Source organism: Photobacterium atrarenae (assembly GCF_024380015.1).
Taxonomy (GTDB): domain Bacteria; phylum Pseudomonadota; class Gammaproteobacteria; order Enterobacterales; family Vibrionaceae; genus Photobacterium; species Photobacterium atrarenae.
The window spans coordinates 1,462,538-1,485,973 of record NZ_CP101509.1; the positions used below are offsets into that span (position 1 = coordinate 1,462,538).

Below are 23,436 nucleotides of genomic sequence, written 5' to 3' on the forward strand. Positions count from 1 at the left end.
GATGAATTACCAACAACTGAACAAGACCCTAATTAACTTGCTGGCAGAACTGTTGCAGCTGCCTGCTGATATTATTTCTCCGCAAACTCCTTTTAGAGAGCTGGGCATGAGCTCGGCGTTGGGAGTCGCTTTTATAGACAGGCTCGGAACTGAGTTATCACTGCCTCTTTCCAGTACGATGTTATATGACTACCCGAATGTACAAGCGCTTCAAGTCTGCCTAATGGCGATGTTGGAAGAGCGGACAGACTTGGGAGTAAATAACGAAAAGCCGAAGGCGAGTGTGGAGAACACTGTTGGAGAAAGCAAAGCTGATGAGTCGATCGCTATTTTAGGGACTGACTGCCATGTCCCTGGGGCTGATAGTCCGGAAGCTTTCTGGAAATTGGTTAGTGAGGCTGGAGCCAGTGTGGGGAAAGTACCCGCTGACCACTATTTTTATCAGTTTGCTCAACAAGCCGGCTTTAACTCAACCAGCGCTATCTTTAAGGCTGGTACTGTAAATACCCATGCTCAGTTTGATGCAGATTTCTTTGGTATCGCAGCCGCTGAGGCGCGCACGATGGATCCACAGCAACGCTGGTTGCTGGAGTCATGTTGGCAAGCTATACAAAATGCGGGCATGGATCCGCAACAGCTGAAGAAAAGCAAAACAGGCGTATTTATAGGCGCAAGCGCCCAGGATTTTCAGCGCTTGCTGATGAGTGGTAATGAGCTATGTGATATTCACTCCGGAACCGGAACGGCGTTATCCGTTATCGCAGGGCGGATTGCTTACCAATTCGACTTTATCGGTCCGGCCTGGGCTGTAGATACTGCGTGTTCGTCGTCTCTTGTTGCTTTGCATCAGGCATGTCAAAGCCTTTCATCAGGCGAATGTGATTATGCATTGGTATCGGGGGTGAACCTTATTCTAGATCCTCAGTACGCCCGTTCGCTGGAAAGCGGCAATATGCTGAGTCCGTCCGGTCAGTGCCATACATTTACAGAGCTTGCTGATGGTTATGTTCGCTCTGAAGGGTACGTCACTCTATTTCTTAGTCGTACAGATATACATCATGCGATTGCGCCGATAGCAAGGATTTGTGCCACAACGGTAAACCAGGATGGTCGCAGTAACGGCCTGACGGCACCTAATGGAATGAGTCAGCGCTTATTGGTTACAAGTGCGTTAGAGAAAGCGGGAATTAGCCATAATCGGCTGGCTGCTTTCGAATGCCATGGTACAGGTACTCCACTGGGTGACCCGATCGAAGTCAATGCATTGGCGAGTATATTTACCAGTGAAAATGAGCGTGAACAACCTTGCGTATTAGGCTCTGTTAAATCATGCATTGGCCACCTAGAAGCTGCTGCCGGTTTAGCCGGTGTGTTAAAGCTCGCTATGTCGCTGCATTTCAGGCAGTGGCCGGCTCAACCTATGAGTGGGGCAGTTAACTCCCGCTTGGCATTAGAGCAAAGCCGGTTGACACTTCCGCTTGAGACCCAGGCTTTGCCGCCTCAGGTGACAAACTATGGTGGTGTTAACTCCTTTGGCTTCAGTGGTACAAATGCGCACGCGATTTTGAGCTCGGAGGTAATGGATGTGGGGGAAGCGTTTTCTCAACCTGTCTGCCAATGGCTGTATTTGAGTGCACACAGCGAGGAGTCGCTGAAGCACCAGGTTGAGCAATGGCGCCAGGCGCTTCCTGATCTTTCGTCAAAATATGGCCTGTCATTAGTGCTGGCATCAGCGCTTCGGCGCTGTGGAGCATTAGCTTGGCGAGTGGCGGTCTATTGTCCGGATTTACATTCAGCAATGGAGGCGTTACAAGAGGTTGAATACCATCATTGTTGTCAAAATGATTCAATTGATGTCACTGATGCGGCAGTCCGCACATTTCTGAATGGCGGAGAAGTACCAAAAGTAGAAGGGACATTACCGCGAATTTGGGGCTTGCCAAAGTATTCTTTTATTCACAAATCATATTGGCCGGAATGCATTGGTAAAGCTGTCCGTCCTGCGCGACGAGTTGATATGCGCAATTTAGGTTCCGAACGTGATCACTTATGTGAAAAAACGTGGTGGGATTCATTAGTTGTGCCTGAGGAGAAAAAAGATCCAAACGCTTCTCTGATTTCTTTGGGGGGGACATCTCTGATAGCAAGCCGGATCGCCGCAGAATTACAACATTGCCTGGCTATCCGGATCAGCGTAACTGATGTTTTGAAAGTTCAAACGTTGGCAGGGCTTCAACAGCTGGTGGCTAAAAGTATGGCCGCTTCTCAAGTTTTGACTGCTCTGCCTCAGAATGTTGAGGTTGAGCCTGTTTTACCTGAAGTTGCATTTCCGCTAACCGACATGCAGATGGCGTATTGGCTCGGGCGTGGTGAAGGCGTTTCCGGCCGGATGCCGATACAGATTTTCTTCGAGCTTGAGGCAGAATCGCTGGATGTTGAGCGTTTACGGGCGGCATGGAGAACCGTTATTCAACGCCATCCTAGTATGCAATCGGTTGTGACCAAAGATGGCCAGCAAAAAGTCATTGCTGCGGCAGAGCAACCTCATTTCGTGTGTGAAAGACTTGAACAGTCTGTTGCAGAATGCCATCAGTTTATTGAACAGCGTCGGGAAACGCTTTGGGCATCATCCCGAAACCTTGAGCAGTGGCCTCAGCACTTTGTATATGTTTATCAGTGTCATGATAAACATATAATTCATTTCTTGTTTGATGGATGGTGTATTGATGGCGCCAGCTACGAGATTTTTTTCAGAGAATTGCTGGCTTTATATCAAAACCCTGACGTTGATCTTCCGGAAATAGAGCTGACTTTTTCTCGTTATATTAAAGTGCTGTCTGAGCTTGAAAATACTGAGGAAATGACCAGGGCAAAGCAGTATTGGGAGAAAAAGTTGCCTGAACTCTACCCGGCACCAGCCTTGCCTCATGCAATAAAAGCTGAGGATATCGGAAAGAGTGTCATGAAGCGTCATCGGCTGTTCCTTTCCAGTGAACAGTGGCAACAGTTCCAAATACAGGGAAGAACACATCAATTGACACCGTCAAGTGCTCTTATGGCAGCTTATGCCCTTGTATTATCACGCTGGAGTCAACATCAGAATATTACGCTGAACGTCCCGCGTTTCAATCGTTATCCTCTTCATCCTCAGGTCAATGACATTATAGGTGAATTTGCATCGTTCACCCTGCTGCCTTGTCAGCGAAATAAACAAGATTCCTTTGTTGATTATGCCCAGCGTATGCAGCAGACATTGTGGGAACAGTTGGAGCACGGGTTGGTGAGTGGTGTTCAGTTGCTACGCGATCTTGGTAACAACGTCATGATGCCTTATGTGTTTACCACTATGCCTGATCATCAAGAGGAGACCTTGCACGATCATCTTGGCAAACTGGGGAAGATTACTGAAATGCGAACCCAGACACCGCAAGTCTGGATTGATTGCCAGTACTGGGTATCAGCTGCCGGGGTTGAGCTTACTTGGGATGTTCTGGAAGAGAGGTTTCCACCGTTGCTGGTTGATGAAATGTTCTCAGCTTTTACTTCGCTGGTGGAGAATCTGTGTTCGGGTGAAGGATGGACTCAGAAAGCAACACTTTCGCTGCCAGAACGTCAAAAGAAAATGATTCAGACCATTAATGCAACAGAAGCATCTCTACCTGTTCCGTCTCTGTTTGAGATGTTTGAGCAGCAGGCGCTTACTTCCCTTCATGCCGATGCGCTGATCACTTCAGGAGAAAAATGGACTTATGCGCGTTTGCTTTCAATCGCAGAAAAAATCGCGGCGACTTTGCCTGAAGATGCCGAAAGTATTGCGATCTGCATGCGGAAAACGCCGTTATTTGTAGCTTCCATATTGGCTGTGCTGCGTCAGGGGATGGCTTATGTGCCGATTGATTCTGAGCAACCGCAACAGCGTCGTACGGAAATACTGACAGACAGTGGTGCAAGTTTGCTGCTTATTGATAAAGAAAATGCTGAGCTTGATTGGTCATCTTCCGTATCGCCGTTAGTTGTTAGTGAACTTAGTCTTAACGGGCAGGTATTACCAGTGCCCGGAAAAAGCATTAATCGGGAAGGGCTGGCTTACATTCTCTATACCTCTGGCTCAACGGGGAAACCCAAAGGTGTTGAAATAACAAACCAGGGAATTTGTAACCGCATTCATGATCTGAAAGCGCGATTTGAGTTTACCGAACAAGATCGCACCATGAGCATATCTGCTTTTCACCATGATATGTCGGTCTTTGACCTGTTCATTACCTTATCTTCTGGGGGGGCACTGGTTATGCCGGATGCTGAAGATAAACGTGAGCCAAGTGCTTGGCTTGACATGATGAACACGCATAAGGTTACGGCTTGGAACTCAGTTCCGGCATTTATGAATATGCTTGTAAGTGCTTGTGAACAGGCATCTAAGCCACTTCCAGATACCCTGAGACTGGTCTCCATGGGAGGCGATTGGATAGAGTCCTCATTGGTGAAAACATTGCTTGAGCAGCTTCCGGGTTGCCGTTTTGTTAGTGTGGGGGGCCCGACTGAAGTATCTCTGCTCGATATTATTCATGAAATTTCCAGTAAGGAAGTCATGGTAAACAAGGCTATTCCTTATGGCGCTCCAGCCTTAAATGCCCGCCAGTATATTGTGAATGAGCTTTTGGAAATCTGTCCTGAAGGCGTTATTGGTGAAATAGTCCATGCAGGGGTAGGTATTACCCCTGGATACCGTAACCTGCCGGAACTGACTGCGGAGCGTGTGCTAACGAATAGCTATGGAGCGCTTCCTGAGGGGGAGGAGCGAATTTTGTGTTCTGGCGATCTCGGCTATCGCCGCCATGATGGCGAGTTGCAGTTTGTAGGACGTAAAGACTTCCAGGTGAAAATTAACGGGCAACGTATAGAACTTGGTGAAATTGAAGCTCAGTGCAAGCAATTACAAGGAGTAAGACAAGCAATCGCCTTGGTGTTGAATGTGAATAACAGCCCGTACATTGGGGTGGCTCTGGTTAGCCCTTGTTCTGATTTATATCACAAGTTGGCCGACTTACGACGCGATCTGGGGGATTGTTTACCGGAACATATGTTGCCTCGCCGATTTGTTGTTTTGCCTTACCTGCCCGTGACGGTGAACGGCAAGGTCGATCGCCGAGAGCTCGAAAACCAATTAGCCAACGCGAACATTGAAACTTCTGCGGCAGAGAGGAGCTTGAGTCAGCTGGAAAGCTTAATTGCTGACGAATGGAAAGTGTTGTTACAGGTCGAGACAGTGACCTCTAATGATAACTTTTTCTTATTAGGCGGCGATTCACTAAAGGCAGTGGCACTCAATGCCCGCTTAACTGTAATGACCGGCGAAGAAAAGCCGGTTTCCCACATATTTGCCAATCCAGTTTTGAAACAACTGGCCAGTAGTTATGGCAGTCAACCAGAGCAAGACAGTAGTACTTTGTCAGCTATTGCAAGGGGACAGCGTCGCCGCAGACGTCAAAACAAAGTCAAACAATATTCAATGTCTGAGGTAAAGATTAATGAATAATAGTGATGCTATCGCCGTTATCGGGTTTGCCGCTCGTGTGCCGGGAGCTGAAACTGCAGAAGAATTTTGGCACAACATAAAATATGGAAAATGTGCAATTGAAATCGTTGATGAGCTGGTGGGAAATAATGCACCTGATTACGTCAATAAAAAGTTTCCATTAAAAGATGCGACCTGTTTTGATGCGGCGCATTTTGGTATTTCGCCTGCTGAAGCGAAGATGATGGATCCTCAACAACGAGTATTTCTGGAAATATGCTGGCATGCTTTGGAACATGCTGGATACGGTCAATCCGATGATACGTTTAATACCGGTGTTTTTGCCTGTGCAGGATACAATGATTATGCGACGAAGCATGTAAAGCCGCAAAGTTATCAACAAGGTGGGGCAGAGTATTTCCGTATGCTGGTTAACTGCGATAAGGATTTTATTGCGACTAAAACTGCCTATCACTTGAACCTCAAAGGACCTGCAATTTGTGTTCAGAGTGCCTGCTCGAGTGGTTTGCTCGCTGTACATCTGGCTGTTCAGTCTCTGTTGCAGGGTGAGAGTGATATGGCTCTGGCTGGTGGTGCGGCAGTGTGTCTGGACCTTGACTTAGGTTATGCCGCCGAGCCTGGAGGACCGATGTCTCCGACAGGAAAAGTGGCTCCGTTTGATGCGTCAGCCGACGGTATAATTGGTGGTAATGGTACAGCGGCAGTGGTACTGAAGCGCCTTGACGATGCTATCGAAAACGGAGATACCATCCATGCTGTAATTCATGCTACAGCGGCAAATAACGATGGTGCTGACAAGGCGGGATTGGCGGCTCCGAGTGTAAAAGGGCAAACCGCAGTGCTTGCAGAAGCATTGGCATTAAGTGGCCTGAATGCAGAGGATATCCGGTATATTGAAACGCATGGTACAGGTACGCGCTTAGGGGATCCCATTGAGTTTGAAAGTATTCGGAAAATATATGGTGACGCTTCTCAAAAATGCTATCTGGGAAGTGCTAAAGCCAATATAGGACACCTGAATACAGTTTCTGGCGTGATTGGCTTGATCAAAGCTATTTTTACCGTCAGGGATCGCCAGATCGCACCGCTTTGTAATTTCACTCAGCCGAATCCTGAATTGCCAATGGAAGGAAGCCGTTTCCATTTTAATCAGCATTGTCTGGATTGGGATGAAGATCAGTCGTTACCCTTTGCTGCAATTAGCGCATTTGGTATTGGTGGCACCAATGTTCATGCCATTATTAGTGGCCCACCGACAGTACAGCGTCATGCGTTACCTGAACAAGAGCAACCACATGTTCTGTGTTGGTCAGCAGGTACCGAGTTGCAAGCGAACGAGCAGCGACACGCTTTAGCGCAATATCTACGTGAGTTTCCTGGCAGTTTGGCTAATGCGGAATATACCCTGTTGTCAGGGCGCCGACACTTGGCTGAAAGGCAGGCTGCGTTGCTAAACCCAAAGCAACATTCCGACCAATGGCTAACCGCAAATAGTGTATTGCGCTCTGCTCGAACAGATAAGAGTAAAAAAAGGGATGTGGTGTTTCTTTTCCCAGGCCAGGGAAGTCAGTTTGCGGGAATGGGAGAAAGTTTATACAGGCAAGAGAGTGCCTTTCGTGAGCGAGTCGATTTTGCGGCGAGCTACCTGCAATCACGATTAGGCTATGACATACGAACAGTCATGTTTGGTCATGACGATGAAGTGCTCAGGGCAACCCTGAATACGCAATTAAGCCTATTTATCGTTGAATATGGGGTAGCAGAATTATTGATTCAAAAAGGCATTAAACCGATCGCAATGCTTGGACACAGCATAGGTGAATATGTTGCTGCTGCTCTTGCTGGTGTGATGTCGTTTGAGGAAGCGTTACAGCTTGTTTATGAGCGAGGTTCTTTGGTAAGCGGCTTGCCTGGAGCCGCGATGTTGTCAGTGTCATGTTCGCAGCAACAAATTACCCCGCTGTTAGACTCCCGGTTCTCTGTAGCGGTTATCAACCGTGCTGATCGTTGCGTTATCTCTGGCGAACCTAATGATATTGAGGCGTTAGCTCTGCAACTATGGGAGCAAAATGTCGACAGCGTGCGCCTGAATGTTTCTCATGGATTCCATTCTCATTTGTTAGAGCCCGTTTTGGACTCTTTCAGGCAGTGTTGTGAAAAAATCCACTTCAAATCACCTCGTATACCCGTGTTTAGCAATGTAACGGGACAGTTACATGAGCCGGAACTTGCGGTCTCTGCGGAATATTGGGTAAGACATCTGCGGGAAACAGTGTGCTTTAGCGATAATATGCACTTGATGGAAATGTTGTATCCGGAAGCGCAGACTATTGAGGCTGGCCCCGGGACTGTATTGTCTAACCTAGTCCGCTCACAGTGTAGGGAACACAATATTGAAACAGTACAGACGTTGAGTTCATATCTGCAGCAGGAAGAAGATTGGTTGATCAGCCAGGCTCGCCTTTGGGTTGAAGGATGGGACATTTCACCTGTTGTGGTCGAATCTGGTCAGCGCATTCCGTTGCCATTGTATCCGTTTGTGCGTGAAGAACATATGTTGCCAGCGGTGAAGTCTCATGAAAATTGTGATGAAGTACAGCCAGAGCAGGAGCTGCTGCCGGAATCTGAATGGATAAAGACGGTAAAGTGGTCGCAAGTACCGTCATGGTCTTTGCAACAAGAAGAGAGTGCTGGGGAATTACAAAATGTTCTTTGTTTCTTGCCTGCCGATGAAAATTTAGTCGAAGGGATCCAGGTCCAACCTGCTGAATATTTCGAAAGTACGTCGCAAGGCTTTTATATTGACCCGACTCAACCTGAGCATTTCAGCGAACTGTTTAATCGGTTAGGTTCGCGGCTTGATGATTGCCAGAACGTTATTTTTGCCTGGCCAATGCAGGTATCGGATCGGCAGTTTGAGGAAGGAAAGCAACTGAGTTATGACGCTTTAGTCTATCTATCCCGTGAATTAATCCAACGCCAGTGGCAAGGGCAATTTACCTTGGTGGTTCCAGCATTACATAGCGTCGTTGGTTGTGAGGTCCTGAATCCGATTGGCGCGTTATCTATTGGTGTTGCAAGAAATTTATCGCTTGAGAATCAATCAATCTCGGTAAATACAATTGAGTTAGATCAATCTATCAACTGGCCAATGATTAACAAGCTTGCGTTTGCTGCGCCTGTTCGGGGGGATGATTTTTCCTATGTTGCAGAACGGTTTGGGCGATTGTGGCGTAAAGAGTGGGTTTCTGTGTCGTTGGACTCTCAAGGCCGAATGGGTCCACATTTAGGTAATCGCCCGGAAGACAAGAATAATGTTGTATTGCTGTTCGGTGGAACTGGCGGTATTGGGCTCCAGCTTGCGCATCATCTCGCGGGCCAGGCCGAACATTTGGTGTTGACGGGACGAGCATCTTACGAAGAACTCGAAAAGCGTTCGGCATTTGTTGCGCTTAAATCGTTTTTGGAGCAGTCGAAAACGTCGCTGAGTTATTACCAGTGTGATCTTGGTGATTCTGATTCTCTAAACACATTGTTCGCTTCGATTAAATCCAAGCATAGCTCGGTAGACAGTGCCTGGCTCCTGACGAGCCGATATATCAATCAGGATCTAGAGCAACTCGACCCGCTCAATGCGGACAGCAATGTTCACTGTAAAGCTCGGGCGGCCTGGTATCTCAGAGAAAAGTTAAGCCAAGTTCATTGCCGTAATCTGGTTTTGTTCTCATCTATTACTTCAGAAATTTCCGGTGTTGGTTGTGCTGATTATGGCGCGGCAAATATGTTTTTAAATGCGCTGGCGGAAGAACAGACATCTTTGCCTAAGATTCAGACTATCGCGTGGGATGCATGGCAACCAGTTGGTGAGTTAGGGCAAAGTCTGGATGCGTCGGAAGAGCTGTTCCGAGATAGTTTGTTGGGTGCGGTTACCGTTGAGCAAGGCATTTCGATCATGGTTGCATTAATGAGGTTATCACTGCCGTATTCTGTGGTATCTCCCCTGGGGATGGATAAGCGACAAGCCATGTTGACTCAGGTACTGAGTCAAGACAAAGCGGGTTTATCGGTTGTCGCTCTTGGTGAGGACACGGGTTCACAGTCAGATCTTGAACGTTGCTTATGCCTGATTTTTGCAGAAGCCCTGGGTCTGAATTCCGTCAATGTCACTGGTGACTTCCTGCAATTGGGCGGTGATTCATTAGCTGCGGTCCGTATGGTTTCTAAGTTAAGGAGTATCTATAAGACGGAGATGGGATTGGCTGATTTTATTCGGTGCAGAACGCCCAGGCAGTTGGCTACGGAACTCGCAGATACGGCACAGGCCGAAAGAATATCCTCTCTGTATTTGAAATTAAATCAGATGAGTAGCGAAGAAAAACGTGGGCTAGCCCAGTCAATCCAATATAAGAATAACCAGCCCCAAGAGGTAGTGTCGGAATGAGTTATATTGACGATAACGTAAGCGATGATGAATTGTTGCAACAGTTATTAGCGGTATCAGAACCGAAGTTTCTAGCGGTCAGTACGGAAGATGAAAAGTATGAGCCTTTTCCACTAACAGAAATTCAGAAAGGGTATTTACTTGGCCGTAATGCTTCACTACCGCTTGGTGGTGTTCCATGCCAATTTTACTATGAGCTGGATTGTTCAGAGCTCGATCCTGTTGCTTATCATGCCGCGTGGCTGCAATTGATTGACAGACATGAAATGCTTCGATGCATCATTTTAAATCATGAGGAACAGAAGATATTACCTTCTGTGCCTGATCTGACCTATACCGTGCATGATTTGACGATTTGTAATGATCCTGAGTCGAAGTTAGATGATATTCGCCAGCGAATTGCGACTGAGATCCGTCCCCATGAGCAGTGGCCATTATTTGGTCTGGAGTTTTCGCGTTTACCTGACTCAAGCTGGCGAATTCATTTTGGCCTTGATCTACTGATTATGGATCAGCAAAGCTTTTTGACTTTGCTGGATGAGGCTGCCGTGCTTTATCATTCGCCGAACGAAACGTTACCAGCAATCGACTTTTCATTCCGTGATTATGTACTGTTGGATTCGAAAGAGTCGGTTGATCCATTGGCAGTTGCCTATTGGAAAAGTAAAGTCGCCCAAATTCCGTCGGCACCGGCGCTGCCGCTCAATAATGCTCCTGATGAAATGAATGTTCCGTCATTTCATCGTCTCGTTAGAACAGTTAATGCCAAAGTCTGGCAAGAATTTAAACGTACCTGTATAGATAAAGGGTTAACTCCTTCGACATTGTTGTTAACGCTGTTTGGTGAAGTGCTTTCACAGTGGAGTGATAATGCCCATTTCAGCCTGAATATGACGATGTTCAACCGAAAGCCTCTTCATTCAGATGTGGATCGCTTGGTTGGTGATTTTACCAATACCATGATTTTTGAAATGGACATGAGGCCGCTCGAGACAAAATTGGAGCGGGCTAGGCGTCTGCAGCAACAATTGTGGGATGACATCGAGCACCAGGATTACAGTGGTATGAACGTGATGTCTGACATGGCAACTGCTGCAAACCAGTTGGGAGGCATCTTGATGCCGGTGGTATTTACCAGCACATTAACTCAAAACGATGCACGGTTGCTGAAAAACCAGCATCTACAGCCCGGATATCCAGTGCATGCCCGAGGCCAAACTGCCCAAGTTCTTTTAGATAACCAGATAACTGAAATGTCAGGTGAGTTGCTGGTTCAGTGGGATGTGGTAGAAGGGGCGTTTCCGGCTCAATTGATTGAAACCATGCTGGAAACATTTATTGCAAATATTCATGGCATTTCAGCCGGGCATAGCTCACTGGATGTGGTTTGTTATCAGGCAGCTAAGCCAAGTTCTACTGATTTGGTTATGCAGGCACACGAGGACCAGCCGAATGCTCTGCTGCAGTCTCTATGGCTTCAAAATTGGGGGGCGCATGCAGATAAGCCTGCAATTATTCAGGATGAACAGGTTATCACACATGGCCATTTAGCGAGGATTGTTGCGGCACTGGTTGAGCAGCTAAATGATCTCCAATTGAAATCTGGGGAGCCTGTTCCGGTAATGCTTTCCAAAGGCCCGGCTCAGATCGCTGCGTGTTTAGCCATTTTAATTGCCGGCGGTGCGTATGTTCCTGTGTCCCTGCAACAGCCTCAAAAGCGTAAAGACAAAATACTCACTGACTTAAATGCCCGGGTAGTGCTGAGCGAGTCGACTGAACTTGAGTTGCCCTCGGGTATATCGGTGATATGTACTGATATAACAATGTCTGGTGATCTGGCGTGTCTAGAGGAGTCTCCTTGTCAAGCGGCCAATGAGCTGGCTTATATTATTTATACGTCAGGTTCGACGGGAATGCCTAAAGGAGTGATGATCACTCATCAAGCCGCCATGAATACCGTGCTTGATATTAATGCTCGTTTTAATATCACAGAAAAAGATTGTGTTTTATCGTTGTCTGCATTGCATTTTGATTTATCGGTCTACGATATTTTTGGTGTGCTTGGTCAAGGTGGTGCATTAGTTCTGCCGAGTGAAGAGCTCGCACTGGATCCGTCTCATTGGGCATCATTGTGCAGACAGTATGAGGTGACGCTATGGAACTCAGTGCCAAGCTTATTCGCCTTATTCGTTGACTATGTTTCTTTACATCCGAATCAGGCTGCTGAAATTCCATTACAGACTGTGATGATGAGTGGAGACTGGATCCCGCTGGATTTGCCTGAGTCGGCTTGGAAGTTATGGCCGGAACTCACCCAATACAGTTTGGGAGGGGCAACGGAAGCCTCTATTTGGTCAATTTACTATCCAATTAAACAAGTTGAATCGGACTGGGTAAGTATCCCATATGGCAATGCTCTTGGTGGGCAGCAAGTTTATGTGCTTGATCAGCAATTAAATATTGCACCGAACTGTAAGGAAGGAGAAATCTACATTGCAGGTAAAGGGTTAGCTTGTGGTTATTTTTCCGATGAAGATAAAACTCAGCAGAGCTTTTTCTCGCACCCAGAAACTGGGGTGGAATTATATAAAACAGGGGATCACGGCCGTTATCGGGATGATGGTTCAATTGAATTCCTTGGTCGTAAAGACAATCAGGTCAAAGTTAATGGATATCGGGTTGAAACCGGTGAGATAATGACGGTAATCAATAAGCATCCGAAGGTGAAAGATGCGTTGGTTATGGCCGTTGGCGAGCGCCATCAAATGCAGCTTGTGGCTTTCGTTGTTGGCTCTGAGCGGCTTGAAGGGGAGCTGATTGAACTGTGTCAATCGGCGCTGCCATCATACATGGTGCCGGTGGCCTGGTATTTCCTGGAACAATGGCCTTTAACTGTGAATGCGAAGCTTGACCGTTCTGTATTGAAGAATATGCATTCGACACCAGAGCAGCCAGCAATACCAAGTCAGGATATTTCGTTTAGCACGAATATGACGCCCCAAGTATTAAGCCTGTTAGGCGAGGTATTAAAACAACCGGCGATACAGATCCAAGATTCATTACTGGACCTAGGTGCCACATCGGTGGATTTGATTGCGATCGCCACCCATATTGAAGCCAGGTTTGGTTTTAGGCCCCGGTTGCCTGATTTGGCTCGTAGCCCGACCGTAAAAAGTATCGTCGATTTAATTTCTCAGCATTGTAAGCACAGTGAAAAAACAACTAATTCAGACACAATGCAATGGTTTGCTGATCAGACAACAGCCAGTGACTATTTTGCCAGTCACCAAGCACTGAACGATCAAAAATCGCGTCTGTTGTTCAAACAGTCACGTGTTGCGATCCGTAATGATCTAGTTGAGCAAATATCTCTGCCTCAGTTGGAACTGCCGGATCTGAAATGGTTCCGGGAAAGTAGAAGATCATTTGCGCAGGTACTTCCGACTGAAACACAACTGGGCCAGTGGTTTGAGCCTCTACGCAGTTATTTTTCAAATGGGCAAAGAAAGTTTAATTATGGGTCTGCAGGTGGCCAGCAAGCGGTACAAACTTATTTGTTAATAAACCCTAAGTTTAATACAGAGCAACTTTCCGGTGCATTTTACTATCAGCCTGATTTGCACCAGCTACAGCGGATTGCTTCGGAACTGTCAGACGAGCTCTTTAGCCGCTTTTCAATTGGAAATGGCACCTGGGTTAATGATGCTTCATTTATGGTGGTGTTTGTTCTTGAACTGGCGGCAATTGCCCCGCTCTATGAGCAGGCCAGTGTTCCTTTTGGTCTTATTGAAACGGGGGCTATTTCTCAGTTACTCGAGATGTCGGCGCAGCAATGCGGTCTATCGGTATGCCAGATAGGCGATGCTCGTCCTGAGCTTTTAAAAGAGGCACTGTCGTTAGATTCATCCCAGTTATTTTTATCGTGTATGGTCGGTGGTGCTACAAATTCAACGTCCCTGCCACAACTGTCTTTCACCCAGTCGTTTGAGGAGGGCTCGTTATGACAATGATTAACCTGCTGAATACGCTTGCAGAGCGCCATATCGAAATATGGCAAGAGTCTGGACAGCTTAAATTCAGGGCCCCAAAAGGCGCGATGGATGAAGTATTAAAGCAACAGTTGCGTCAGAATAAAGCTGCGTTGATAGAACAGATTCAGGCAAATGATAAGAAAAATAAGGTAAAGGAAGTCGTTCACAATAGTCGTGAAAGATATCTGCCGTTTGAAATTACTCCGATTCAGCAAGCTTATTTAGTCGGTCGTTCCGATGCATTGAATTTAGGTGGGGTTGCAGCACACTCTTATGTGGAGCTTGAACACCCGTCAGCCAGCCTGGAAAGCACAGAAATAGCACTGAATAAGGTGATTCAACGTCATGATATGTTACGTACTGTGATTACGAAGAACGGCTTTCAGCAAGTATTGCAGGAGGTACCGTTCTACACGATTTCATGCCGTGATTTGCGTGGGGCATCATCAGATGATGTGAAAAAGGCTCTGAAAGATATCCGCAATGAGATGGAGACGCAGATTCGACCTGCGGATCAATGGCCGCTATTTGATATAAAAGCGACACTACATGATCATGGTTTGCGATTGCATACAAGTATCGACTTGATGACGCTTGATGCATGGAGTTGTCAGCTGATGTTCCGCGAATGGTTTAGCTTGATAGAACACCATCACTTGCCATCGACACCTGCTGTGACTTTCCGTGATTACCTGCGGTATGTTCATGGGAATGAATTTTTAACCCGACGTGCAGAAGCGAAAAGATACTGGGATAACGAGCTTGAGGGATTACCTCCGGCTCCGAAGCTGCCGGCCGCGGTTCGTGATGAAACCCAGAATGGGTTTCATCGTTTAAGAGGAGAAGTGGATGCTGTTTATTGGCAGGCATTTAAGCAACGTTGCCGTCAGCTAAATGTAACGCCATCGACAGCAGTCATGACTTTGTTTGCAGTTACTTTGTCGCGTTGGAGTACGAACGAAGCACTGACGCTCAATGTAACATTATTCAATCGCCACCCTGTCCATGAGCAGGTTCAGCAAATTCTCGGTGAATTTACCAATAATACACTAATCGACTTTGATGAGATGGCTCGGCCATTTATTGATCAGGTTCGGCAGGTGCAGGATAAGTTACTGGAGAGAATTGAATATAGCTTAGTCGATGGTGTTGATTTACTGCGTCAATTAGCCCGTATACAGCAAAATTATTCTGGTGCTCTGATGCCTGTTGTATTTACCAGCCTGTTGATGGGAGAGGAGAGTACAAGCTTTGAATCCCTTGGCTGGCAAGAGGTTTATGGTTTGAGCCAAACACCGCAGGTGACTTTTGATCACCAGCTACGGGAAGAAAATGGCAAACTGATGTTCAACTGGGATATTTCCAGACAGGCCCTGGATGTAGCAGTGATAGAGGTCATGTTGGAACAATACCTCCATTCTCTGAAAAAGTTAGCCTTGCAGGATGATGCCTGGACAACGCCTCCAGCGCGAACGCTACCCAATGAACAAGCCGGCGTACGAAACAAAATCCATTCTTTTGAGGCTGGCTACTCAACGCGGGCACTGACTCTTCAGCAGCCAGTGTTAGATAGTATGCTTAGCTTCAAGGAGCGAGTCGCCGTCGTTGATGGTAATGGTGAATCCCTCACTTATGAGGAACTGCATCAATGGTGTTGTACGTTGGCAAAGCAAATACAGCAACAAGGTGTGGTTGTCGGCGATCATGTGTTAGTGATGTTACCTAAAGGCGCCGAGCAAGTTGCCGCTGTTGTTGCGTGCCACATGGCGGGTGCAGTTTATGTACCGCTTTCAATCGATACACCAGTGGAGCGTTACAAGAATATTATCTCGCAAGCGAACCCTGCTTTGGTCTTGTACAGTGAGCAACACCCGGTGCCGGATATCAGTCAACTGGCCTCTTTGGTTGTAGAGCCGAGTTTTGAAAAGGAACACAAGGCCGAGTTAAACATGGCTGCATACGATGGTGATCATTCTGCTTATATCATTTTTACATCAGGGTCGACCGGGACACCGAAAGGTGTGGAAATGGGGCATGGCGCGGTCCGAAATACACTTGATGATATGGCGTTACGATTTGGGGCGCACCCTGAAGATCGAACGTTCGCACTTTCTGCATTGAATTTTGATTTATCAGTTTATGATATTTTCATGCCTCTACTGTCGGGCGGTAGCGTCCTTTTCCCAGAAGAAGGAAATGAAAGAAACCCAGAACATTGGTATCACAAACTGCATCAAAATCAGGTAACAATTTGGAATTCAGTGCCAGCATTGCTTGAGATGCTGGTGACTTGGTGTGAAAGCCAGAACTTGAAGCTGCCCGAATCATTGAGGCTGGTTTTGCTTAGTGGTGATTGGGTGCCGCTTAATCTTCCGCAGCGAATTAAAGCGATAGCTTCAAATGCACGTATTGTTGCTTTGGGTGGTGCCACTGAAGCTGCTATTTGGTCTAACTGGCAATCAGCAGATAATGTACCAAGTCATTGGGCGTCTGTTCCTTATGGAAAGCCATTAACGCATCAATATTACCGTGTATTAGATAAGTATATGAGCGACAGGCCTGATTGGGTTGAGGGTGATCTGTATATTGGTGGGGCCGGATTAGCAAAAAGCTACTGGGGTGATGAAGCCAAAACTGTTGCTGCTTTTATTGCGCATGGGCAAGAACGACTATACCAGACCGGTGATAGAGCTAGGTTTTGGCAGGATGGTACGCTAGAGTTTCTTGGGCGAAATGATCATCAGGTGAAGATCGGTGGTCACAGAATTGAGCTTGGTGAGATTGAGCATGTATTGCAATCACATCAGTCCATAGAGCGAGCAGTTGTTGAAGTACAGAAAAATTCAGCTCAAAGCGTGTTGGTGAGTTATGTTGTCGCTCAGCGTTCTTCGATGATTAGACCTGATACCCTAAAAGAGTATGCCGCTCAATACTTACCTTACTACATGGTTCCTCGGCATATCGTTCTGCTACCGACCTTACCTCTGAGTGCCAATGGAAAAGTTGATCGAAAGGCATTGCCAGCGATTGAATTCGAATCCGTAGATACCGCTTGTGATTTGTCCAGAACGATGTGTGTACTGAAAGATATTCTGTGTGAAACATTGCAACTTTCTGAGTTGCATCCGGATGAGAACTTCTTCGAAGCTGGGGCCACATCAGTTACTTTGGTTGCGGCGCATGGGGATATTCAAAAAGTATTACAAAAAGAATTTCCCGTTACGTGGTTATTCACCTATTCATGTTTAAGAGCGTTAGATGCTGAGTTGAATAACAAAAAAACGTCTAATTCTCGTCAGCGACGAGAAAAAGGCAAGAGTATTACATTTTAAGGAGACTTAGCATGTCGAATAAGTGGATACCGTTTCCGTCAACCAAAAAAGCAGCAAAGATTGATTTATTGTGTTTACCTTATGCTGGTGGAAATGCCAGCATTTATCGCCAGTGGGATAGCTGCATGCCTGAGTGGATAGCTGTTCAGCCAATTGAGCTGCCAGGCCATGGTTCACGAATCTGTGAAGATCTAATTGCCTCGGTAGAAGTTCTTACAAAACAGATTTTTGCTGATATTTTGGCTAAACAACAGCGTCCTTTTGCGCTTTTAGGGCATAGTATGGGGGCCGGGTTAGCATTTCATTTATCTGATTATGCGGCACAGCGGGGAGTTAGCCCCCAAGCATTGTTTGTTTCAGGAAGACAGGCTCCGGTTATCGGTAAAGGAATTCGTCCTCGTTTTAATTTATCTGATGCAGAACTAAAAGAAGAGTTGAAGTTCTTAAATGGTTCACCACCGGAAGTGTTGGAAAATGAAGAGCTTATGTCATTCTTACTGCCCATAATTAGAGCTGATTTTTCATTGAGCGAGTGGCTTCTTCACAATGATATCAATACAAAAATATCAGTACCCATAAGAGTAATTGGTGCACGAAATGATGTTGAAGTAGATTACCAAAAGCTTCATTTATGGCAGAAGAATGCGAGCCAAGACATCAAGATATCTTTGATGGAAGGTGAGCACTTTTTTATACATGATTGTATGAAAAATTTATCTGATTTAATTATTTCAGATCTTAAGTTAATCAAGAGTTAATTGAATAACCCTCAGGTGTTGTATTGATAAAAAGTCAGGGTGTTAGTTAAATAGTAGAATTAGCTCACATACGGATTTTTGCTGTGTTAACTAGATTAAGATAAATAATCGTTAATGGCACTTCTTGTTGAGGGTTATATATCTTTGATGATATTCATGGTTTTGAGTAGATTTATCTTCTCTTATGGAAACACTGGAGGGGATATTCAGTAACAGAGGTTTTTATATACTCGATTTTTGCGTTCATTTACTTTTATGATATTGTTTTTATTGCTGGCCTTTGTCCTTTCCGAAAGCACTTTGGCTTCAGTCATTCATTCAAACTGTGTGAGTTCTGGCAATGTTAATGATAGGTTGGATATTTGAAATTTTACTGGAATTGTCTGGATTTGATCTGTTGTGTTTCAGTTAATCTTTAGCGTGAGGTTTCGTTATAATTAACCTTGGTAAGATGCGGTAAAATTTTTACTGATACCAAAACTAGAAGGGGGATTAAAGCCCCCTTTCCCAGCAAATTTATATCAATTTACAAGTGATTTCAATTTATTTGCTACTTCTATGAGATTCGAGCGAGTTAAATTGAAACTCCGTATTCTGCTGAAAAAAATCCTTTTTTTAATATTTATTGCTAATGATAATGGTTATCGTTTGTGGGTTTTGGATCATAACATTTCAGAGGATCTCACATGCAGACTCGTATGACACTGCTCGCCGCATCAGTGGTGTTCGCTCTATCATCAAATGCACAAGCTTCAGTGGAAATTGACTCCCCAGACCGTTCAACTTCAGATCATGATGGATTAGAAGTCATGATTGTAACTGCAACTAAAACGGAAGAAAACGTTAGAGATATTCCTGTTTCGGTACAGGTGACTTCAGGGGAAGAGCTTGAGAAAAAAAGAATTTACAGCCTTGAACCATTTATTAAGACACTTCCAAATGTGGCAATTTCAAATAACTATGGGGTGTTTTCTTCGCCAAACTATCGTGGTTTAGCGACATCTGCGTTTGCTCAAGAATCTCCTATTACTGTTTACATTAATGGCGTACCACACTCTTCTGTTTATGGTATGGACTTAGGGTTGTTGAACGTTGAGCGTGTCGAATTCTTAAGAGGCTCACAGAGTACCCTATATGGCCAGAGTAGTTTGGGGGGCGTAATTAATGTAATTACCCGTCAGCCAGATGGTATGCCCGAAGGAAAATTAGTTGCAGAAGCTGCCGAGTATGATGGTCGAATGATTTACGGTTCATATGGCCAAGCATTAATAGAAGATGTTTTGAGTTTTAATATAGCCGGCCGATATCGTGAAAGTTCAGGGTACTTAACAAATAATTATCCAGGTTCCCGCTCAGACTATGATGAATCAGAAGCGTACCAATATAACGGTAATTTAAGGTGGAATATCACTGATAGAACCCATGTAATATTAAGTTTTAACGGTGAAGACCGTGATAATGGTGGTCTGCCGTTTTATGCTGAAAATGATGGTTCTTTAATGACACGCCAGGAAATTGATGCGAAAAACCGAGTTAAAGTATCTGATCAGGCTCTTAAAATTGAGCATGAATCAGATAACTTTGTGACGACTTACTTGGCAGCTAACCAAAAGACATCAGCAGATCATGTTTCTGATATGGACCGTACCAATGGCTCAGCATCACCTGTTATAGGTAATTTTGACGGTGCAAAATTTATTGATGACTCTAAAGTCAACACCCAAACTCATGAGCTGAGGTTTAATTCGAATAATAGTGAGATTCGATGGGTTGGTGGTGTTTTTTACCAAGACCATTTATATGACGCAAAAGATAATGGCACAGTTGTCCCAAATTCAAACTTCGGTCATATGGAAGCACACAATATGTCTGATGTATCTGGAGAGCAGTTCGCTATTTTTGGCCAGGGCATCTTCCCGGTGACAGACAGGCTTGAAACTACGCTGGGTCTAAGGTGGCAAAAAGATGATAAAGAAATTGATTCATCAAATCGAAGCGTAATGATGGGAAACAATACCACTACTAATTACAAACGAGAAGACTCTTGGGATGTCTGGTTGCCAAAATTAGCTTTTGGTTATCAGTTGGAAGGGGAACATTTGCTTTATGGTAGCGTGTCAAAAGGTTATCAATCCGGAGGTTTTAACTTTACTGAATTGAATCCGGATAAGGCGAAATATGAACCACAGAGAACTATTGATTATGAGCTTGGGATTAAATCTTCATGGTTAGATAATCAGCTGAATTTAGATCTGAATCTTTTCTATCTGGATATTGAAGATGCTCATGGACGGAGTATTAGTGCACTTAATAATATTAATTTTTTCAATGTGGATAAGGCGCGAAGTTATGGTGCAGAATTCGATCTGAACTGGTTTGTTAATATGGATTTGTCACTGAGCGGTACACTTGGTATGAATAAAGCTGAGTACAGGACGAATGAATTTTCCGGGAAAAGAATGGCGAATTCACCAGAATTTACGTCATCATTAACGCTGAGTTATGGTGGTTATGAGGGTTTTTATGGAGACCTGACTTATAACTATCGTTCATCAACTTATACAGATGCTGAAAACACCCTAAAAATTGATGGTTATGGTTTGCTTGATACACACTTGGGTTATCGAGTAGACGACTACACGGTTTATGTCTTTGGTACAAACTTGCTTGATGAAGACTACACCACTAACTACTACGCCTTGCCTTTCCCGGGCCCCGCGCCTATTGCCGGTGCTGGCCAGCCACGAACTTTGGGCTTGGGTGTGTCTGTAGATTTTTAACATCGTGTTGAAATCAAAAAGAAGGTGAAAGTTATGCCAAAAATAACGACTTGGATACTTCTTTGCGGACTGGCGACGGTTGGCGCAGGACAGTCGATCATATTTTCTGTGCTGCCGCCGCTCGGGCGACAAATTGGTATGCCTGATTATCAGGTTGCTTTGATTTTTACGTTAGCCGCGATCGCTTTCATGGTTTCCGCTCCATATTGGGGTAGGAAAAGTGATCAGTGGGGGCGGAAGAAGATGATTGCGTTCGGGTTTCTTGGATACGCAGCTTCCACTGGTTTATTCGGTCTGTTTGGTGATTTAGGTCGGTTCAGTGTCATCACGGCAACGTCGGCTTTCTTGCTTATGACAATTGCCCGGCTTTGTTATGCATTGCTGTCCAGCGGGGTGTTTCCGGCAGTACAGGCCGCAATTGCAGAGTCGACTGGTGAGGAGAATCGCTCGTCAGCAATGGCATCTATTCAGGCCGCGTATGGAATCGGTATGATCGGTGGCCCCGGAATTGCGTCCTTGCTGGTGGTGATATCCATTACTTTGCCGTTGTATGTTTCCGCGGCGATTTCAGCTGTTGCTGGTATATTGGTTTTGGTCTTGATGCCAGAAACAAAAAGAGCAAAATCTGTCGATAAAGCAAAAATAAAGTTGAAGGTAACAGATTCACGCATCTTCTTCTTATTGCTCAGTGGCTTTGCGTATTTTATCGCACTCTCTGGGTTACTTCAGCTCGCAGCTTTCCGGTATCAGGATTTGTTTCAGTTAACACCTGAACTTGCTGCGGCACAAACCAGCATTGGCTTTGTCTGTTCGGCTGTTGCCACCATTATCACCCAATTGTTGATCATCGGTCGTTTGCGTTTGGCTCCTGCTAACCAGATTGTGATTGGTCTTGTTTCTGGTGCCAGTGCTTTTTTCCTGATGACCATGCCTGAGCATGTATGGCAAATGCACGCACTTTTTGTGCTGTTTGGTTTATCTACCGGATTGATGACAACCGGTTTTAATACTGCTGTAACTCTGGCGGTTGATAAGGATGAATTAGGGGCGGTGTCAGGTCTTGCTGCTGGTACTCAGGCGGCTGGTTATGTGGTTGGTCCTTTGTTGTCAGCATTGCTTTATCAAATGGCGGCAGAGGTGCCTTTCCAGCTGTTTGCATTATTACTAGGGCTATTTTGCGCTTTAGTATTATTGCGTTGGAAAAGTATCCCCGGCCAACCTGTTCAACCTGCTGAACAATAACTTATATCCGTAAACTTTCAGTCACTTTGTTCTTATTCGACAAAGGCTTTTCTTGAATTCAGAACGGAAGGTGATTGGAAGTTTGCCAGCAGATAAAGGAATCGAGCAATGCTTGAAGAAGTAGTTATTGTAAATGCTGTCAGAACGCCCATGGGGCAGTTTCAGGGGCAACTTAGTTCACTGAGTGCACCTAAATTGGGCTTAGCGGCTTGTAGAGGTCTCATCAATGATGAACCCTCATTATGCGGTATTGTCGACCATGTTGTTATGGGGCATGGGCTTCAGGCCGGCAATGGACAGAATTCATCACGGCAGGTTGCAATACAGCTTGGGCTTGTTCCGTCTTCGGTTGCATTCACCGTTAATCAAGCGTGTAGCAGTGGACTATTAGCTGTTATTCAGGCGTCTCAGTGCATTGCATTACGGGACTCTGAGGTTGCAATTGCAGGGGGAATGGAAAGCATGTCCAACGCCCCTTTCTTATTAAATCGCTCTTCAATGGATACGGCTACGTTAGGGGATTTACGTTTGAGCGATAGCCTGGCTCAAGATGGGCTGACTTGTGCGATTAATGGCGAAAAAATGGGGCTAACAGCAGAGAGGATTGCTAAGAGTTATCAAATTAGTCGATATGAGCAGGACGCATATTCGCTGCTATCGTCGCAGCGAGTGAGGGAAAGTGCATCAGCTGGGCTGCCGGCAAGAGAGGTTACACCTGTTCATTATTTAATGGATGGACAAGCACATATCGCCGTTCAAGACCAGCTATATGGTAACGATGTGGATGAAAAATCATTGGCATCTTTGCGACCAGCATTTACTCCGCAAGGAACTGTGACAGCCGGCAACTCATCAGGAATTAATGATGGTGCTGCTGTGTTATTGCTTATGTCAGCATCTCGGGCGGCCAATGAAGGTTTTGAACCTATGGCAAGGATTATTGCTTGGACCTCTGTTGGACATTCACCGGAAATGATGGGTATGAGTCCGGTGCCGGCGATCAAGCAATTATTGCAGAAAGCTGGGATGTGTATTGCGGATATTGACTATTTTGAAGTCAATGAAGCCTTCGCGGTTCAAGTGTTGGCGATAATGCGAGAGCTTGGTTTAGACCATGAAAAAGTTAATCCCAATGGAGGCGCTTTGGCTATGGGACACCCAATTGGTGCATCTGGTGCACGTATTCTTGTTACTCTCTTACATTCAATGAGAATGAAAGATAAATCAATAGGTATTGCTGCTGTATGTGCCGGAGGAGGCCAGTCAACAGCAATGCTTATTGAACGTCTATCATGATAATTCTCAAGATAAAGGAC

Annotated in this window: 8 protein-coding genes; all 8 read left to right on the forward strand. The window is 45.5% G+C overall.

Translation table 11 applies throughout. The features are described from left to right. The first annotated feature begins 1 nt into the window (after position 1). The 8 genes from NNL38_RS22620 (at position 2) to NNL38_RS22655 (ending at position 23,416) form a co-directional block, all read left to right on the forward strand. On the forward strand, positions 2–5,536 hold the full coding sequence (locus tag NNL38_RS22620) for a non-ribosomal peptide synthetase (RefSeq protein ID WP_255391122.1): 5,535 nt from the start codon (positions 2–4) through the stop codon (positions 5,534–5,536). After that, positions 5,529–9,977, forward strand: a complete 4,449-nt coding sequence (locus NNL38_RS22625; protein ID WP_255391123.1) for a type I polyketide synthase — start codon at positions 5,529–5,531, stop codon at positions 9,975–9,977. Before NNL38_RS22620 ends, NNL38_RS22625 begins: the two co-directional genes overlap by 8 nt. Then, positions 9,974–13,981 carry a non-ribosomal peptide synthetase gene (locus NNL38_RS22630; protein WP_255391124.1) on the forward strand — a complete coding sequence of 1,336 codons (4,008 nt, stop codon included), beginning with the start codon at positions 9,974–9,976 and terminating at the stop codon, positions 13,979–13,981. The genes NNL38_RS22625 and NNL38_RS22630 overlap by 4 nt, the downstream gene beginning before the upstream one ends. Further along, complete coding sequence (locus NNL38_RS22635; RefSeq protein WP_255391126.1) at positions 13,978–17,340, forward strand: non-ribosomal peptide synthetase; 3,363 nt, start codon at positions 13,978–13,980, stop codon at positions 17,338–17,340. The genes NNL38_RS22630 and NNL38_RS22635 overlap by 4 nt, the downstream gene beginning before the upstream one ends. A gap of 11 nt (positions 17,341–17,351) precedes the next feature. Continuing rightward, a complete protein-coding gene (locus NNL38_RS22640; RefSeq protein WP_255391127.1) occupies positions 17,352–18,098 on the forward strand; it encodes a thioesterase II family protein in 747 nt (248 codons plus the stop codon). Positions 18,099–18,784: 686 nt separating this feature from the next. Further along, on the forward strand, positions 18,785–20,878 hold the full coding sequence (locus NNL38_RS22645) for a TonB-dependent receptor (RefSeq protein ID WP_255391128.1): 2,094 nt from the start codon (positions 18,785–18,787) through the stop codon (positions 20,876–20,878). 33 nt (positions 20,879–20,911) lie between these two features. Next, entirely contained in the window at positions 20,912–22,120 is a 1,209-nt protein-coding gene (locus NNL38_RS22650; RefSeq protein ID WP_255391129.1) for an MFS transporter, read from the forward strand. A 108-nt stretch (positions 22,121–22,228) separates the two neighbouring features. After that, a complete protein-coding gene (locus NNL38_RS22655) occupies positions 22,229–23,416 on the forward strand; it encodes a thiolase family protein (protein WP_255391131.1) in 1,188 nt (395 codons plus the stop codon). Positions 23,417–23,436: the final 20 nt, after the last annotated feature.

Coding starts and splice junctions, on each gene's coding strand:
- NNL38_RS22620 (WP_255391122.1), top strand. CDS start 2: ATGAATTACCAACAACTGAACAAGACCCTAATTAACTTGCTGGCAGAA.
- NNL38_RS22625 (WP_255391123.1), top strand. CDS start 5,529: ATGAATAATAGTGATGCTATCGCCGTTATCGGGTTTGCCGCTCGTGTG.
- NNL38_RS22630 (WP_255391124.1), top strand. CDS start 9,974: ATGAGTTATATTGACGATAACGTAAGCGATGATGAATTGTTGCAACAG.
- NNL38_RS22635 (WP_255391126.1), top strand. CDS start 13,978: ATGACAATGATTAACCTGCTGAATACGCTTGCAGAGCGCCATATCGAA.
- NNL38_RS22640 (WP_255391127.1), top strand. CDS start 17,352: ATGTCGAATAAGTGGATACCGTTTCCGTCAACCAAAAAAGCAGCAAAG.
- NNL38_RS22645 (WP_255391128.1), top strand. CDS start 18,785: ATGCAGACTCGTATGACACTGCTCGCCGCATCAGTGGTGTTCGCTCTA.
- NNL38_RS22650 (WP_255391129.1), top strand. CDS start 20,912: ATGCCAAAAATAACGACTTGGATACTTCTTTGCGGACTGGCGACGGTT.
- NNL38_RS22655 (WP_255391131.1), top strand. CDS start 22,229: ATGCTTGAAGAAGTAGTTATTGTAAATGCTGTCAGAACGCCCATGGGG.